The sequence below is a fragment of the Raoultibacter timonensis genome (genome assembly GCF_900240215.1).
GTDB lineage: Bacteria > Actinomycetota > Coriobacteriia > Coriobacteriales > Eggerthellaceae > Raoultibacter > Raoultibacter timonensis.
This window is the reverse complement of sequence record NZ_LT964679.1, coordinates 1282072-1297866: the sequence shown is the minus strand read 5'-3', so window position 1 is coordinate 1297866 and position 15795 is coordinate 1282072. Positions and strand designations below refer to the sequence as shown.

The 15795-nt window shown below is 62.1% G+C and carries 17 protein-coding genes; 10 read left to right on the top strand and 7 right to left on the bottom strand.

The window, feature by feature from the left end; all coding sequences use genetic code 11:
* Positions 1–144 precede the first annotated feature (144 nt).
* The 5 genes from C1722_RS05765 (at position 145) to C1722_RS05745 (ending at position 5523) form a co-directional block, all read left to right on the top strand.
* Positions 145–1365 carry a hydrogenase small subunit gene (locus C1722_RS05765; protein ID WP_102378395.1) on the top strand — a complete coding sequence of 407 codons (1221 nt, stop codon included), beginning with the start codon at positions 145–147 and terminating at the stop codon, positions 1363–1365.
* On the top strand, positions 1366–3024 hold the full coding sequence (locus C1722_RS05760; RefSeq protein WP_102378394.1) for a nickel-dependent hydrogenase large subunit: 1659 nt from the start codon (positions 1366–1368) through the stop codon (positions 3022–3024).
* Between the two features lies 1 nt (position 3025).
* Positions 3026–3712 (top strand): cytochrome b/b6 domain-containing protein, encoded by a 687-nt coding sequence (locus tag C1722_RS05755; protein ID WP_102378393.1) that lies wholly within the window; start codon positions 3026–3028, stop codon positions 3710–3712.
* A gap of 172 nt (positions 3713–3884) precedes the next feature.
* Positions 3885–4757 (top strand): AraC family transcriptional regulator, encoded by an 873-nt coding sequence (locus C1722_RS05750; protein ID WP_180995055.1) that lies wholly within the window; start codon positions 3885–3887, stop codon positions 4755–4757.
* A 1-nt stretch (position 4758) separates the two neighbouring features.
* Positions 4759–5523, top strand: coding sequence for a DMT family transporter (locus C1722_RS05745; RefSeq protein ID WP_102378391.1), 765 nt, complete (start codon positions 4759–4761; stop codon positions 5521–5523).
* A gap of 75 nt (positions 5524–5598) precedes the next feature.
* Here the strand turns inward: C1722_RS05745 and C1722_RS05740 are convergent, their stop codons facing one another.
* The gene (locus tag C1722_RS05740) at positions 5599–6162 is read right to left on the bottom strand and encodes an NADPH-dependent FMN reductase (RefSeq protein ID WP_102378390.1); all 564 of its coding nucleotides are present in this window, start codon (positions 6160–6162) and stop codon (positions 5599–5601) included.
* A gap of 234 nt (positions 6163–6396) precedes the next feature.
* Between C1722_RS05740 and C1722_RS05735 the strand changes: the two genes are divergently transcribed.
* From C1722_RS05735 to C1722_RS05725, 3 genes are all read left to right on the top strand, one after another.
* Entirely contained in the window at positions 6397–6825 is a 429-nt protein-coding gene (locus tag C1722_RS05735; RefSeq protein ID WP_102379556.1) for a viscotoxin-A3, read from the top strand.
* Between the two features lie 3 nt (positions 6826–6828).
* A complete protein-coding gene (locus C1722_RS05730) occupies positions 6829–7395 on the top strand; it encodes a hydrogenase maturation protease (protein WP_102378389.1) in 567 nt (188 codons plus the stop codon).
* 236 nt (positions 7396–7631) lie between these two features.
* A complete protein-coding gene (locus C1722_RS05725; RefSeq protein WP_102379555.1) occupies positions 7632–8048 on the top strand; it encodes a DUF488 family protein, N3 subclade in 417 nt (138 codons plus the stop codon).
* 63 nt (positions 8049–8111) lie between these two features.
* On the opposite strand, the gene C1722_RS05720 is transcribed toward C1722_RS05725, so the two are convergent.
* From C1722_RS05720 to C1722_RS05695, 6 genes are all read right to left on the bottom strand, one after another.
* On the bottom strand, positions 8112–9743 hold the full coding sequence (locus tag C1722_RS05720) for a vWA domain-containing protein (RefSeq protein WP_102378388.1): 1632 nt from the start codon (positions 9741–9743) through the stop codon (positions 8112–8114).
* Between the two features lie 108 nt (positions 9744–9851).
* Positions 9852–10520, bottom strand: a complete 669-nt coding sequence (locus C1722_RS05715; RefSeq protein ID WP_102378387.1) for a hypothetical protein — start codon at positions 10518–10520, stop codon at positions 9852–9854.
* Positions 10510–11124: an RNA polymerase sigma factor gene (locus C1722_RS05710; RefSeq protein ID WP_102379554.1), complete on the bottom strand. Its 615-nt coding sequence runs from the start codon at positions 11122–11124 to the stop codon at positions 10510–10512. The genes C1722_RS05715 and C1722_RS05710 overlap by 11 nt, the downstream gene beginning before the upstream one ends.
* Before the next feature lie 372 nt (positions 11125–11496).
* Complete coding sequence (gene nth / locus C1722_RS05705; protein ID WP_102378386.1) at positions 11497–12180, bottom strand: endonuclease III; 684 nt, start codon at positions 12178–12180, stop codon at positions 11497–11499.
* Positions 12120–13493 carry an MFS transporter gene (locus C1722_RS05700; protein ID WP_102378385.1) on the bottom strand — a complete coding sequence of 458 codons (1374 nt, stop codon included), beginning with the start codon at positions 13491–13493 and terminating at the stop codon, positions 12120–12122. Before C1722_RS05700 ends, nth begins: the two co-directional genes overlap by 61 nt.
* A 110-nt stretch (positions 13494–13603) precedes the next feature.
* Positions 13604–14497, bottom strand: coding sequence for a LysR family transcriptional regulator (locus tag C1722_RS05695; RefSeq protein WP_102378384.1), 894 nt, complete (start codon positions 14495–14497; stop codon positions 13604–13606).
* Positions 14498–14621: 124 nt separating this feature from the next.
* Between C1722_RS05695 and C1722_RS16895 the strand changes: the two genes are divergently transcribed.
* Positions 14622–15215 (top strand): cyclophilin-like fold protein, encoded by a 594-nt coding sequence (locus tag C1722_RS16895; RefSeq protein ID WP_180995054.1) that lies wholly within the window; start codon positions 14622–14624, stop codon positions 15213–15215.
* Positions 15216–15509: 294 nt separating this feature from the next.
* The coding region (locus C1722_RS05685) for a hypothetical protein (RefSeq protein WP_146040676.1) at positions 15510–15795 on the top strand (286 nt) is incomplete at its 3' end.

Genomic DNA, 15795 nt, shown 5'->3' with positions numbered 1-15795 from the left:
TTACGAGTAATCATGTTTGTAACATTTTGATGCCATTTGCGGCTGAAAAATGGCACTTGGCTTAACCGTCCACAACAAAAAATTCATCCTCGGGGACAATACCCACAGTAGTAGTAAGACGAGAGCACCTGAGGAGGTGTGCACATGGAAACAGAGGCCACTGTATCAGAGTTTCAGGAAATGCTATCCGAACGCGGGGTAACCCGTCGCGATTTCATGAAACTCTGCGGCGCTGTCGCGGTGGCGGCCGGATTAACCGAGCTCGCTGCTCCGCAGGTAGCCCAGGCCCTCGAGAGTTCTGTGATCGGCGCAACTAAGGGCAACCTGTATCCGGTTATCTGGATCGAAGGAGCATCCTGCACGGGTTGTACCGAATCGTTCGCCCAGGCCGATGCACCGGACCCTGCGACAGTAGTTTTGGAAATGATCTCGCTGAATTATTGCGAGACGCTTTCCGCCGCAGCCGGTTGGTCGATGGAAGAGGCGAAAGAGCAGACGATCGAAGCTGGCAACTATATATTGGTGTACGAGGGCGGTGTCCTGAAGAATTGGGGCGGCCAGGCTCTCCGCGTTGCCAACGAGACGGGAACCGATATTCTCGTCCATGCGGCAGAGAAGGCCAATGCGGTCGTTGCGCTCGGTTCGTGCGCAGTCAACGGCGGCTGGATGGCCGCGCATCCGAATCCTTCGAATGCGCTCGGCGTGCAGCAGTATCTCAAGGAGGCCGGTGTCGAGACCCCCGTCATCAACGTTCCGGGTTGCCCGGCGAACCCCGAGTGGCTCGTCGCGATCCTGGTCGACGTGGTGCTCATGCAGCGGCTTCCCGCGCTGAACGGCGAGAACAAGCCGTCGGTTATCTACGACCAGACGATTCATGACAACTGCCAGCGTCGTGGCCACTTCGAGAACGGCGAATTCGTGTACGAGTTCGGCTCACCCGAAGAAGCCATGGGCTATTGCCTGTATCCGCTCGGTTGCCGCGGCCCGCAGACCAAGTCGAACTGCGGGATCGTTCGCTGGAACCACCGCCGCAGCTGGTGCGTCGAGTCCGGCGCCCCCTGCATCGGTTGCTGCGAGGCTAACCCGATGAACCCCGGCCAGAACTGGGTCGAGGTCAACACCCCGTTCTACAAGCGCCATCGCGATCTGCGCGTCGGCGATTTCGTGTTCCAGCCCGGCACCGTTGCGCTCATCGTGACCGCAGTCGTCGCCGGTGCGCTCATCGTTCACGGCTTCGGCATGAAGGTGTCCGGCCGCATGGACGGCGGCGCCGACTTCGAGAAGAAGCGCGCTTGGGATGCGAAGCACCCCGATAAATCCATCGGCAAGTACGATGACGACGACGCGAAGGGAGGCCAGGAGTAAATGACCCGTTCAATTATCGATCCGATCACCCGAATCGAAGGCCACCTGCGCGTTGAGATGGAAGTTACCAACGGCAAGGTTTCTGAGGCTTGGGTATCCGGCGGCTGTTTCCGCGGCATGGAGCTCGTCGTTCAGGATCGCACCCCCGAAGATGCCGCTCAGATCGTGCAGCGCATCTGCGGCGTGTGCCCTGTGTCCCATGCGCACTCTTCCGCTATCGCGGGCGAGCATGCCTACGGGATCAAGATCTCCAACAACGCCCGTATCATCCGCAACCTCCTCGAGGGCGCCCAGTTCCTCCACAGCCATATCCTGTGGTTCTACAATCTGGCCGCACTCGACTACGTGAACCCGATCAACGCGCTCAAGGCGGATCCCGCCGATGCGTACGATCTGGCTCTCGCGGCAGGCACCTCCACCAACAGCGACTTCGTCGCATTGAAGGAGCGCCTCGCCAAGTTCGCCGACAACGGCCAAATGTCCATCTTCTCGGGCGCTTGGTTCGAGGCCGACAAGGGCCAGGCCTACAAACTCGATCCCGAGCTCGACCTCATCTGCACCGCCCACTATCTTGAGGCCCTGCAGATGCAGGCTAAGGCCTCTGAGGTCGCGGGTCTGCTCGGCGGCAAGATGCCCCACGTCATGACGCTCGTTCCGGGCGGCACCATGTGGGTTCCCACCGAGGAGAAGCTCGACGATCTGTGGGCGCTTGTCAACGAGATTTACAACTGGGTCGAGTCGACCATGATTCCCGACACCCTTGCCATCGCTCCGGCGTATGCCGACGCGCTCAACTGGGGCAAGGGCGTTGGCCGCTACATCGCCTGGGGCGTATTCGAGAACGAGAACATGGAAATGAACGACCGCTACCTGCCGGCCGGCGTTCTCGACGAGAAGCTCAACCTCTCCGATGTCGAGGAGAGCATGATCACCGAGTACATGGGCCACTCGTGGTACAAGGGCGACGAGACCTACACCTCGCCGTACTTCGTGACCGAGCCCGAGTTCACCGAGTACTACAAAGAGGGCACCGACACGGTGAGCGACCGCTACACCTGGGTCAAGTGCCCCGCTTACGACGGCAAGCCCGCAGAGGCCGGCGGCCTCTCCCGCGTGCTCGTCGCCTACAAGCGCAACGTGCCGTTCATCGTCGAGCAGGTCAACGCGTTCACCGCGGCCCTCGGCATCCAGCTCGGCCAGGCTCAGTCCACGCTCGGCCGTACCGCCGTCCGCCAGATCGAGACGCTCTACATCGCCGGCCTCATGAAGGAATGGGTGCAGGAGCTGATGGAGGCTGTCAAGGGCGGCGATTCCGAGTACTTCCGCAAGCCCGAGACCATCACCGGTTCGGGTACGGGTTTCTGGGAGGCTCCGCGCGGCGCTCTCTACCATCACGAGGACGTCGAGAACGGCAAGATCAAGGGTTACCAGATCATCATCCCGTCCACGTGGAACCTCGCACCGCACGACGCCCAGGGTAACAACGGCCCCATGGAGGAAGCCCTCATCGGCGTTCCCGTCGAGGATATCGAGATGCCGATCAACGCGCTGCGCACCGTGCACAGCTTCGACCCCTGCACCGCATGCGCCGTGCACGTAACCGAGCCTGCGACGGGTAAGAGCTTCAAGACCGTCACAAGCCCTTGGGGGGTGAAGTAAGATGGCACATCTCGCACACTACCGCGAAGCACATCCGATGCCGTTCGTCATTACGCACTGGATCAACCTCGTCTGCATGATCCTCCTGATCATCACCGGGTTCTCGATTCACTTTCCGTTTTGGCCGATGTTCATGGGCGTTGCCCGCGGCGTCCATGTGTTCTGCGGCGCGATCCTGCTGATCAACTGCATCGTCCGCGTCATCATGGCCTTCTTCGTGAAGAGCTCGCCGACAGGCGGCACGCGCGCGCAGGTTGCCGACTTCAAGACCTGGCTTCCCCAGACCGACAACCGCCACCAGCTCGGTGCGTGGATCAAGTACTACCTGTTCCTCAAGAAAGACCATCCGCTGGGAGCCAAGCTCGGCGTTCCGCAGAAGATCTCCTATCTGCTGATCCCGATCCTGATCCTCGTCATGGCCTACACCGGCTTCGCCCTGTGGGCTCCGACCATGGACCTCGGCTTCTTCTCGGCTGGCACCAACCTCGTGGGCGGCCTCATGTCGATGCGCATCATCCACTACTTCATGATGTACGTCTTCATCGTCTTCATGTTCATCCACATCTATCTGGCGAACATCGAAGGCATCTCGCCGACGCTGCTCATGTTCTTCTGGAAAGAGCACGGCGGACTGGTCTACGACCCCGAGAAGCACACGATCGTCGGAGAGGATCGCATGGAGCATTAGCTCGCTGCGGACATCCGATAGCTTTGGGAACCCGGCTCTTTCGAGCCGGGTTCTTTTTTACCCGCCGCACTGCAGTGCGGATCCTGCGGCAGGAATCGCATCCATGCGCAATATTGTTCAAGAACGCAGCCTTGAGGAGGACTATACTCGTCCGACGGAAGAAAGGATTCGCGTGCAACAGGATATCGAATCGGGAGCCCGCAGCGTAGTGCTGCGCGACTACGGCAACGGCGTCAAGGTGGAGCTCTGCACGCTGTTCGGCGTGATAGAGCCGTTCCCCAGCCATTTTCATGACTACTATATGGTGGGCGTCGTCGCCGGAGGCAATCGCCGTTTGACGGTGGGGGGACGCGACTTTGATCTGATGTGCGGCGATCTTCTCGTCATCAACCCGGGTGACCCCCATTCGTGCGAGTCGGCCGACGGTACCAAGCTCGAATACCGCAGCTTCAGCATCGCGGCTCCGGTGATGGATGCGCTGCTCGCCGATTTCGGCGTTTCGTACGATGCAGCGAGAGGCCCGCTGTTCCCCGAGCCGATCATGCGCGATCCCGGCTTGTTCGCGCTCGCGCTCGATTGCCACGTTCAGGGATGCGAGGACGGCGACGAGTGCGGGCGGGCGAGCAATGCGGAGCCGTTCTACCTCTTTTTCGAACGGCTGCTTGCCGAAAGCTCGGCGCGCCGTGACGAGCTGGGTTCGGCTGCCGCCGTACCCGATTCCGAAGCGGTCGCTTCGGTCTGCCGCTTCATCGAGCAGGGCTATCGCTCGAAGATGACGCTCGACGATATGGCCGATGCGGGCGGTATGGGCCGCTACGCCCTCATCCGCGCGTTCACGCGCGAAAAGGGGATAACGCCGTATCGCTACCTGTTGACGCTCCGGATCATCGAAGCCAGGAGCCTGCTTGCGGCAGGCGCCGGCCCCGCCGAGGTCGCTGCGAAGCTCGGATTCGCCGATCAGGCCCATTTCGGACGCACGTTCAAAGAGGTTACGGGAGTATCCCCGGGGGCGTATCGCGCTTCGCGTTTTCTTGGGGGGAAGTAGCGTGGCGGCAACCGACACACGCGGGCACCTGCTCGCGCTTCTGACGATTGCCATCTGGGGTACCACCTTCGTTTCAACCAAGGTGCTGCTGACGGAGTTTCAGCCGGTGGAGATTCTGTTCTACCGGTTCCTCATAGGGTTTCTCGCCCTTTTGGCACTGCGTCCGCGCCATCTCAAACTCGCTTCGTGGCGCGAGGAGGCGCTCTGCGCGGCGGCGGGACTCACCGGCGTGACGCTGTACTTTTTGCTCGAGAACATCGCGCTCGTGTACACGACGGCATCGAACGTGGGCGTGATCGTATCGGTCGCCCCGTTCTTTACGGCCATCGTCGCATTCTTCGCTGCTCGCGACGAGAAGCTGCGACCGAGCTTCTTCGTCGGGTTCGTCGTGGCCATGGCGGGCATCGTGCTCATCAGCGCGCAGGGGTTCGACAGCGTCTTCGGGGGCGGTTCGATCGTAGGCGATGTGCTCGCGGTAGGCGCTGCGGCGGTGTGGGCCGTGTACTCGGTCATCACGCGCAAGATCGGCTCGTTCGGATACGACAATATCCAGATGACCAAGCGAACGTTTCTCTGGGGGCTTCTGTTCATGGTTCCCGCCCTGTTCGCCACGGGGTTCGAGTTCGGCATCGAGCGGTTCGCCGATCCGCTCATGGTGGCCAACATGGCGTTTCTCGGGTTCGGTGCTTCAGCGCTCTGCTTTGTGACCTGGAACCTTGCCGTCAAGATCCTCGGCGCGGTGAAGACGAGNGAGCAGCCCGTGTGAGACCGCGTGCGGGCACGCGGTGCCGTTGCCGAACGCGCGGCCTCGTGCGTGCTCTATCGGTCGAGCCGAGGTCGATCAGAGGGCTTGGCGCCGCTCGATGAAGCCGACGAAAGCCGCCGCTTGCTTTTCGAGGTAGGGCGCGGAGCTCGAGAGCGAAAGCTTGCCGCCGTCCATCTGCTGTCCGATATGGGGAATGGCGAGCCGCGGTGCGTTCATGATGTCCGCCTGCAGAAACGAGAGCATCGTAACGAGGTGGTCCTGTGCATGTGCGGTTCCGCTCATCCCGGGCGATGCGCCGGCGAGTGCGAAGGGCTTGCCCCGGAGCACCTGGCCTTCCGATTCGCTGACGGGGCGCGAGAGCCAGTCGAGCAGGTTTTTGAGCGTACCGGGGAAGAAATGGTTGTATTCGGGGCTGAACAGCCAGATGCCGTCGGCCTGCTTGACCTTTTCCCTCACGCGGGCGACGGGCTCGGGCGCGGGGTGCTCGATATCCTGGTTCATGAGCGGTACATCCGCCCAATCGAGTATCTCGAACTCCACATTGGGATGGTTTTTCGCAAGTACGGTGCCCGCTGCTTCGGCGAGTTGCAGGTTGTAGCTTGCTTTGCGCAGCGATCCGACAATGGCGAGTATCTTCATGGGATCCTTCTTTCGTGCGAGCGCCCGACGGGCGCGTGGTGTTTGCTTGTCATGCTAGCACAACGAACCGGCGTTGATCGCGGGCGGCCGTTCGCGTTTCTTTCCTGCAAAGCCATCGGCCGTGAAACTTGCCGATATGCGGGGGAAGGCGGATTCGTTTGGCTATAATGGGGCCGATACACGAACCGCCTGCCGATCGTTTGATCGGATGGGCCCAAGCGATAGGTGAAAGCCGTGGCCGAGCTGACCGACGAGCAGATTGCGCAAGAAGAGAAATTCCTCAAAGGCATCCCGAGAGTGAACGTCGGGGCGTTGTTCCTGCCGCCCATCTGGGGTCCCGCCCATGGTATATGGATAACCATCCTGTGGTATCCCATCTGGCTGTTCGCCGACAACACCTTCTACGCGGCCTTCACCGAGCGCTCGGCGCTTTCGATCGTGGTTGCGCTGCTCGTATTCGCGAGCCTCACGGTCGGTACGGTGGTGTTCGCCATCGTGAGCCAGCCGCTTGCCGCCCACCGCGCGGCTGCGCGCGGAGTTTCCAAAGAAGACTACCTGAAGCGCGAGCGCATCTGGGCGATCGTCTGCGTGATCGTAGGCTGCGCCATGATTGCGGCTGCGACATACTACAATCTGGTCATCCGTCCGACGCTGGGGGCGTAAGCCATGGCATCGAAGAAGCGCATCGCGGTGTTCTGCGTGGGAAACAAGCTCATGCTCGACGAAGGCATCGGCCCTGCCGTTTACGACGAGCTGACGGCTGTCTACGAGATGCCCGACGAGGTGACGCTGTTCGACGTGGGCTGCATGGGACTCGACATGCTGCCCCATGTGCGCGACTACGACTACCTCGTGACGGTCGATGCGGTTGACAAAACGGGCAGCGCGCCGGGGACGATCTTCGAGTTCGAACCCGAAGATATGGCGCGCCGGACGGGAGCCATGCAGTCACTCCACGATCTGAAGCTCGTCGATTTGTTCGATGCGGCGGCGCTCATGGGCTACGCTGCCGAGGGCCGCTGCTTCGGCATGCAGGTGGAGAACATGAATCCCGCCGACTTGACGATCGGTTTGACGCCTCCCGTATACGAGGCGCTGCCGATGCTCGTCGATACCGTACTCGCCGATCTGACGAGGGCGGGCGCTGCCGTCCGCGTGAAAGCGACCGGCGAGGAAGTCGGGCCGGGCTGGCACCATGCGATGGTGCCGGAGTCCGGCCAGGATGCCGTGTAGGCGTTCGGGTATCGGGCGGCTTTCGGGAGGCTGCGGCTTCGGGCGTATGCGGCGGCGCGTGTAACGGCGAGCTGACGGGTTGTCGTCGGCTGCGCAAGGAATCGGCTTGCAGGCGTCCGATCCTCGGCGCAATGGTTTAGGATGTTCGCAAACACCGCTCGATGCGTCGAATTCGCGACTGCGCCTTTCATGTGGCCGCTGTCTTCCGTATCGGGGATCGACCGATGGGAGCGTTCATGAACGTCTACACGATCAGCGCCTATGAGATTACCGCGAAGGATTTCTTCGAAGATCTGCTGGGGGAGAACGTCGATGTGCTCATCGATACGCGCCGCAAGAACACCAATCAGCTTGCGGGTTTCACGAAGAAATCCGATCTCGAATACTTCGTTCCGACGATCGTCCGCGCCGAATACGTGCACGATCTGCTGTTCGCGCCTGAGCCGATGGCGCTCGAGCGCTACCTCAAAGGAGCCATCGGGTGGGACGAGTATGCGGCCGATTATCGTGTTGATATCGCCAAGCGCGGCGCGATCGATCACTTCTTCGAGGCGTACGGCGACCGAACAAGCGTGTGTTTGCTCGGAACCGCAACGCATAAGCGGCGCAGCCACGTCGAAGTGCTCGAAGAAATGATTGCGGAGCGCCTGTAGCAGGCGGCTTGCTTCGGTTGGCTGGTGCGTGCATCTGCTCGCGTCGACGGTGCGCACGTCTGCCTACAGGCTCGCGAGCAGCCGCTCGAATCCGGCTTTCGGGTCGTCTCGGGCGAGGTCCAGGGACGCCACCGTTCTGCGCGCATCGCGTAAGCTCGCCGATCCGGCATACGCCGAATCCTGCAGAACCATGCCGCATTCGATAACTGCCGCGGCGAACGCCCAATCGTCGCTCGGATCGGTGGTGAAGCTTTCGCTGCCGACCGGGTAGGCCCGCTCGGCCGATTCCCGAGAACCGGCGGGCTTGTAGCGCATCGAGCAGGTGAGCCATTCGCTGCTCTCGGCACGCGATGGGCCCGTATCGGATTCGACGCCGCTTCGGCCGCCGTACTTCAGATCGGGTACGGGAATCTCCATCGGCGAATCGGCGGTCACGAGCTCGTAGGCTATCGTGAACTGGTGGCCGGCTCCGATCTCCCCGGCATCCACCGAATCGTCCGTGAAGTCCTCGTCGGCGAGTGCGCGATTCTGATACCCGATCAGCCGATACCCTTTGATTTCGCCGGGATTGAATTCGATCTGCAGCTTCACGTCGTCGGCAAGGGGGACGATGTTGGCGCAGAGGTTTTCTCCGAGCACCTTCTCGGCTTCTTCGATGCAGTCGATGTAGTGATACGTTCCGTTGCCGTGGTCGGCGAGCGTTTCCATCTTGTTGTCCTTGTAGTTTCCCGAGCCGAAACCGAGCACCGAAAGGTATGTACCGGTTTCGCGTTTCTCGCTCACGTAATCGTGAAGATCGCTCTCCGACGACATGCCGACGTTCAGATCGCCGTCGGATGCCAGGATAATGCGGTTTACCCCGTCTTCTCGATGGTAACGCTCGGCTATGCGGTAGGCCTGCTCGAGCCCCGCTTCGCCGTTGGTGGAACCGCCGGCGGTCAAACCGTCGACGGCACGCGTGATCGCTCGTTTGTCGGCTCCCGAGGCCCCCTCGAGCACTACGCGCTCCTCGCCCGAGTACGTGACGATGGATACGCAGTCGCTTTCGGAGAGCCCCTCGACGAGTTCCGCGAAAGCGTCCTGCAAGAGGGGAAGCTTGTCGGTGGTGCCCATGGATCCCGACGTGTCGATGAGGAACACGAGATTGGCGCCTGACGTGCTCTCGTAGGCAGCGGACTCAGTGGCGAAACCCATGACGAGCAGCTTGGTATCGGGGTTCCAGGGGCAGTCGGCTATCTGGCTTGTCACTCCGAACAGATCGCCTCCCTCGGGCGGCGCGTAGCCGTAATCGAAGTAGTTGAGCATCTCCTCGATGCGCACCGCTCCGCTCGGTACGTCGGAAGCGCGAGCGCCTTGCGCTACCATGCGGCGCAGATTGCAGTAGGATGCGGTATCGACATCGGCGGAAAACGTCGAAAGCGGGCGAATCGCCGTCGATACGAAGCCAACCTCTTCAAAACCCGAGTACTCCTCGGCGCTTTCGGTGTAATACGGATCGGGGGGCATGAGGGCATCGGCGCCGTAGGGGGCTTCGAGCGCCGAGCCGACCCCGAAGTCGTCGGCCGCGTCCGAGCCGCCTCCCGCCTTGCTCGCCTCTAATCGTTGGTCGGCGAAAGGGGAGCAGCCGGCAAAGAGCGAAGCGCCGAGGGCGAGCGCTAGGGATACGCAGACGACCGGTTTGAGTGCTGTACGCATAGGATCCTCCTCTTGCATTCTCGTTCGCCTTGGATACGAGCGAGGGGTAAGGATTGTCGGAGGAAACCGCGGACAGGCTTCCATCTGCGGCGGCGGGCGGGCGGACGTCTAGCCGGCAGGGGCTTCGGCGAGGTAGAAGACGGAGCCGCCGTCGTAGCGTACGGCATACGGGTAGCGTTCGTCGTCGTATGCGAAGACGGTGCATGCCATGCTCGAGACGCCGCCTTCGCCCGTCGCCTGCGCCCGGTCGAATTCGGTGCCGACGAGCTCTTTGGCACCGACGATAGGATTGCCGCTTTCATCTGCGGCGATGCGCAGCAGGACGCCCGTTTCCGTTCGGATTGCGGGAAGGTTCTTCGCCGCATTGCCGGGTTCTGCCGATTCCGCGGACGGGGCGGCGCCTTCGGGCGCCTCTTCGGACAGCTCGTCTTCGAGGAGCATGGCACCCACGGGTTCGTCCGTGCCGCTCATGCTGGCTGCAAGGTTGTCGTTGAGGGCGTCCAGGTACGAGAGAGCCGCCGCCCCGATGCCCGCGAGGATGACGAGGCAGGCTGCGAGCGGAAGCAGGAACGCGCGCGCGGATCGCCTTCTCGGTGCTTCGGCGGCGTGCTTCGGCTTCCTTTTCGGTTCGGCTACGGCCGCTCGGCCGTCTTTCGGCTCGGCTGCATGCGAGGCTGCCCGGCCGTTCTCGGCCAGCAGGGCTGCAAGCATGCGCGCTTCGGCCTCGGGGGTGGGGGTCATGCGCTCGTACGCTTCGCGAACATCCCTATCGATCATGGCTGTCACCGCCTAGGGTGCTTTTGAGCAGCGCCCGGGCTTCGCTCAGGTGGCTTCTGACCGTCGAGGGGGTGCGCCCGGTCATACGGGCTATCTCGTCGGTCTTGTATCCCTCGTAGTAATGCAGGTATACGCAATCCTTGTATTTGGCGGGCAGCGCGAGCACCGCTTCGAGCGTCTCGTCGAAGCAATCGGACGCGCGCTCGTCGGCTACGTCGTCGGGCATGGCGCCCGCTTTGGAGCGGGCTGCGCTCTTCAAGACGTCGCGGCAGTGGTTCGACGCGCACACGATGAGCCACGCCTTCTCGTGCTCGGCGCTCTCGAACTGCTTATCGCTGCGAATGAGTTTCATGAAAACGCTCTGCACCGCATCCTCTGCATCGGCGGTCGTCTTGAGAAACGAAAAGCATAGGCGGTAGACCGTCTTGACGTGACGGCGGTATATCGCGGCTATGTCCTCGTTCGTTAGCAGAGGATTTCCTTTCTGGTACGGATACGAGCGGGCGCGCCGGATTGTCGGAAAGCATTCGCGGCTGATTGTATCATTGCGGGGCAGCCGCGCGAGTGCGTATGCGCCGCCCCGCACGGCGGCATACGGCGGCATACGGCGACGAGCGGTGCGCAGCAGGGCCGGAGCAGCGTGCATTTCTGCTGATCGGTAATGTGCAACCTACGACGTTTTGTGAAAGAAATCCCTCGGGAAACGGTATCTTGCATTTTGCCATCTGGGCTATCTCTGATCTACCGGAAATGAAACCTGCTGATTCTTTCACAAAACAGTGCAGGTTGCACATTACCTAATAAGCTTGGCAAAGCGAACGGCAGCAAGGGGTTTCTTGAGCCGCGTGCAGCAAGGATCGCACATGCCCTCGGCAAAGTGCCGGATTACGTGCCGCGAACCCCGTCTGCGTGAGGCGGAAGCCGGACAGCGCCCTGCGACGTGAGGCCTTAGGCTCGCAGCGCAGCACGGCACCTCTCAACCCTTGGCCTTTTCGGCCGCCTTGAGCGAGGCCGCATACGCGGGGCACAGGTCGTTTATGAAGCACGTCTCGCATTTCGGGCGGCGCGCGATGCACGTCTCGCGACCGAAGAGCACCCACTGGTGGTTGATGGGCCCCCAGTACTCGCGCGGATAGAGCTTGAGCAGGTCGGTCTCGGTTTTCGCAGGGGTGTCGGCGTTGGAGAACTTGAGCTTGTGCGCGATGCGGAACACGTGCGTGTCGACTGCGATGCCCTCGACGATGCCGAACGCCTCGTTGAGCACGACGTTGGCGGTCTTGCGGCCCACGCCCGGAAGCTTCTGCAGCTCGTCGATGTCGCGCGGTATCTCGCCGCCGTAGTCGGCGAGGACCATCTGGGCGCACTTGATGCAGTTGGCCGCCTTCGTGTGATAGAAGCCGATGGTCTTGATGATGGCCTCGACGTCGGCGACGTTCGCCTGGGCGAGATCGGCCACGGTGGGGTATCTCTCCCAGAGCGCGGGCGTGACCTTGTTCACGCCCTTGTCGGTGGTCTGCGCCGAGAGGAGCACGGCGATGGTGAGGCGGAACGGATCGCCCCCGTAGTGAAGCGCGCATTCGGCTTGCGGGTAGTGCTCGTTCATGCGGTCGGCAACTTCGATGGCTCGTTCGAGCTTGGCTTGTTTGGTTTCGCGGGGCATGTGCAAACCTCCTCGGTCGTTTCGCCTATGATACCCCATCGGGTTTTTTTGGGAAGCGGGACGGCCGATGTGGCAGCCGCATGCGGCACGGCGTTCGAGCCGCGGTTCTCGTTCGCGCTTTGTTGCCTGCGCTGTTTGGACGTCATGCGCGACAGCGCAAGGGCGAGCGCGGCGGCTGCGATGGCGAACAGCGCTCCGGCGGGTCCCGTGGCCAGAAGGCCTCCGGCGTTCACCACGACGCCGCCCGCAAGCGATCCGATGGCGATGCCCGCGTTGAACGCCATGGGGTGCAACGATGCCGAAAACGTCAGCGCGCTGGGATAATCGGTGCGTGCCACGTCTTGGAACAGCATCTGCACGGTCGAATTCATCACATACATGAGCAGCCCGATCGCAAGGATGTTCGCGACCCCGATAGCGCCCAGGGGGATGCTTGCGGCCAAGAGGGCCAGCAGCACGCCATGGGCGGCGAAGGCGAGGGGCAGTGCGCGTATTCCGAACCGGGAGGCCACCCAGCCCGACAGCAGGTTCGATCCCACGCACGCCGCGCCGAACAGCAGAAGCACCAGGCTTACGCTTTCGCTGCCGAGGCCCATGACGTCTTTCAGCATGGGGGCGAGGTAAGTGTAGAACACGTAGGTCGAGGCGGCGCCTGCGAGGATCATGGCGATGTTGGCCAGCACGCGACCGTCGCCCAAAAGGCGCAGCTGAGAGCGAAGCGTCGCCGTCGCCTGCGCGGCTCCGCCCGTGCGCGGCAGCAAGGGCAGCAGAGCTGCGCTCACGACGAGGCCGAGGAGGAGCACGCAACCATAGGCTGCCTTCCAGTCGAACAGGTCGGCGAGCGTTGCGCCTATGGGCACGCCGATGACGCTCGATACCGAGAAGCCTGCCAGCAGCAGTCCGACTACGGAAGCCGTTTTCCCCTTGGGGACGATGTCGGATACGTAGGTGAGGGCGATGGCCAGAAGGGTGCCGGATGCGGCTGCGGGCAGCAGGCGGGAGATCAGGAACAGCGTGTAGCCGTTTGCGAGCAAGGTGAGCAGATTCCCTGCGTTGAACACGATCAGCAGCGTTGCCATCAGTTTGAAGCGGTCGGCGCGTGCGGTGGCGAGCGCTACCACCGGAGTGGCGATGGCGCAGGCGAGCGCATAGTACCCCACGATGTCGCCGATGAGGGTAAGGGGTTCTCCCAAACCCGAGGCAACATCGGGCGTGATGCCGATGAGCACGAATTCTGCGAACCCGAGCGCGAACGCCAGCGCTACGAGCAGCGCGGTTAAGAGGGACGAGCGGCCAGACGTTGATGCGGTCATTTCTACACGATCCTTCCAAGGAGAACGTTGGGCTTGTTACGGCTTTAACGGTACTCCCAGGAAGAGAATTTGAATAATACTTATGTGAGATAGGAATCCATAGCTATAAGTTATACCGGCTCGGCGCGACACGCGGTACGGCGCAAAGCATCGAGAAAGCGTTCTGCCGGCTTCGAGAACGCGGGATACTTCTTCCAAGCGACGGTCAGATGCGATTCGGCCTTCGGTGCCAACGGCACGAAACGCACATCGCTTTCGCCCGACGTCTCCACCAGCCCGTCGAGGCACACCGCGCATCCGCAGCCTTCTCGCACCATGATGGACGCGTTGAACACGAGGTTGTACGTCCCGGCGATGTCGAGTTCTTCCATCGGGTGTCCAAGCCACCCGATGAACTCGTCGCGTTCAAGCGACTGGCGCGAGACGAGCAACGGAACGTTTGCGAGATCTGCGGGTCCGACGAAGTCGCGCGATGCGAGGGGATGGTCGCAACGCACCAAAAGACCCAGCGCATCGGCCCGGGGCAGGTCGAGCTGGCTGTATCTGCCGGTGTCCGAGAAGCCCACGAACAAGCCGAAATCAACCAGCCCCTTGTCGAGGCGTTCGGCGACCTCGACGCTGTTTCCGCTGAAAAGGTGGAACCGCACATGGGGGTAGCGCTCGCGCACCTCGTGCGCGGCGCGCGCGATGAAGCGCATCCCCTGGGTTTCGCCGCATCCGATGTGCACGTCTCCCTCGACGCTCTCTTCGTCGGCTGTCAGTTCCGCCTCGGTTTTATCGGCTAGATCCACGATCTCCTGCGCGCGCCGACGGAGCAGCATGCCGCCCTCGGTGAGCGCGACGCCGCGCGGTTCGCGCACGAGAAGCGGCTTTCCGAACTCTGCTTCCAGGTCTTTCAGCTGCTTGGACAGCGCGGGTTGCGACAGGTGCAACTCGGTTGCCGCACCGGTGATGCTTCCCTTCCGGGCGACGGTCAGAAAATAGCGGAGAACGCGCAGCTCCATGGTGGCTCCTCGTTTCGGTAGCTCATAACCATAGATAATGGTTATGGATAAATATAGCACATACGTATTTGATATTTCGGAGTGCGGCCCGTATGCTTTTCCCGATACGTTGAAAGGAGCCGCCATGCGAGCGAAAGCGAATGCAACCGATCTACACGTTTTATCAGCGTGCGCTGCGGCGCTTGCTGCCGTACTCGCATTGAACGGCTGCGCCGCAAACGGTGCAGCGCAGCAGCCGACGCCGGTGCCGAATACGCCGCAGGGCGAGCAGGCGGCGCCTGCAGGGGAGCAAAAGGCCGATACGGCGCAGGGAGGCGAGCGCGCCGACGAGGATGCGCACCGCGATGCGGGTGCGGAAGGGAAGGAAACGGGACGCATTCTGATCACGGTAGGCACCCAGAGCTTTGCGGTTTCGCTCGAGGACAGCGAGGCGGCACGCGCCCTTGCGGCGCTCTTGCCCTTCGAGCTCGAACTGCGCGACGTCAACGGCAACGAGAAGTTCGCCGAGTTGCCCGATGCGCTGCCGGTCGATTCGTCTGCGCCCGGTCGCATCGAGGCTGGCGATCTCATGCTGTACGGCGACGACGGCATCGTTCTGTTCTACGAGTCGTTCGACAGCCCGTACAGCTATACGCGCCTTGGCCGCGTGGACGATCCCGCTCCGTTGGCGGACATAGCCTTAGCAGGCAGCGTTCGTGCGACCTTCGAGCAGATGTGAACGTCGTGGCCCGTCGGTGAATGCGATGGTTCGCTCGTGTCTTTTGCTGGAACTCTGCAGGCAGGCGTTCGAAGGAGGCCGCAGTCTGTAGTACAATTATCTTTTCTGGAGGCAGGAGCTCGTATGCCTTGCCTTCGCATTGACGGATTGAAGCAGAGCCGCGGGATCGCGGCTTTTCGTGCTGCCCGAACCTCGGCGAATGCCCTTGTGACGGTGACGGGTGCCCCCCTGACGCCATCAGAGGGGCGGATGCGCGGAAGATCGTAAGCGCGAACGTTTAGATAGGGAACAAGCATGCTCATCGATGCATTGACTAAGGCGCTCGAGCGCTCGGGTTCGCTCGACGCTTTCTGGAACAAGCTCGACGCCGGCGACGACGCCTCGCTCGGCGTCGCCTCGTCGGCGCGCCCGTTCCTCGTCGCATCGCGCTTCACCCATAAGCCCCAGCCGACGCTCGTCGTTGTCGCTGGGGAGGATGCAGCCGATGTCTTTGCGCGCAACCTCGCAGCCTATGTCGGGGAGGAGCGGGTGCTTCGCTTCTTCGAGCGCAGCGATTTCCCCTTCAACCCCAAAGCGCCCG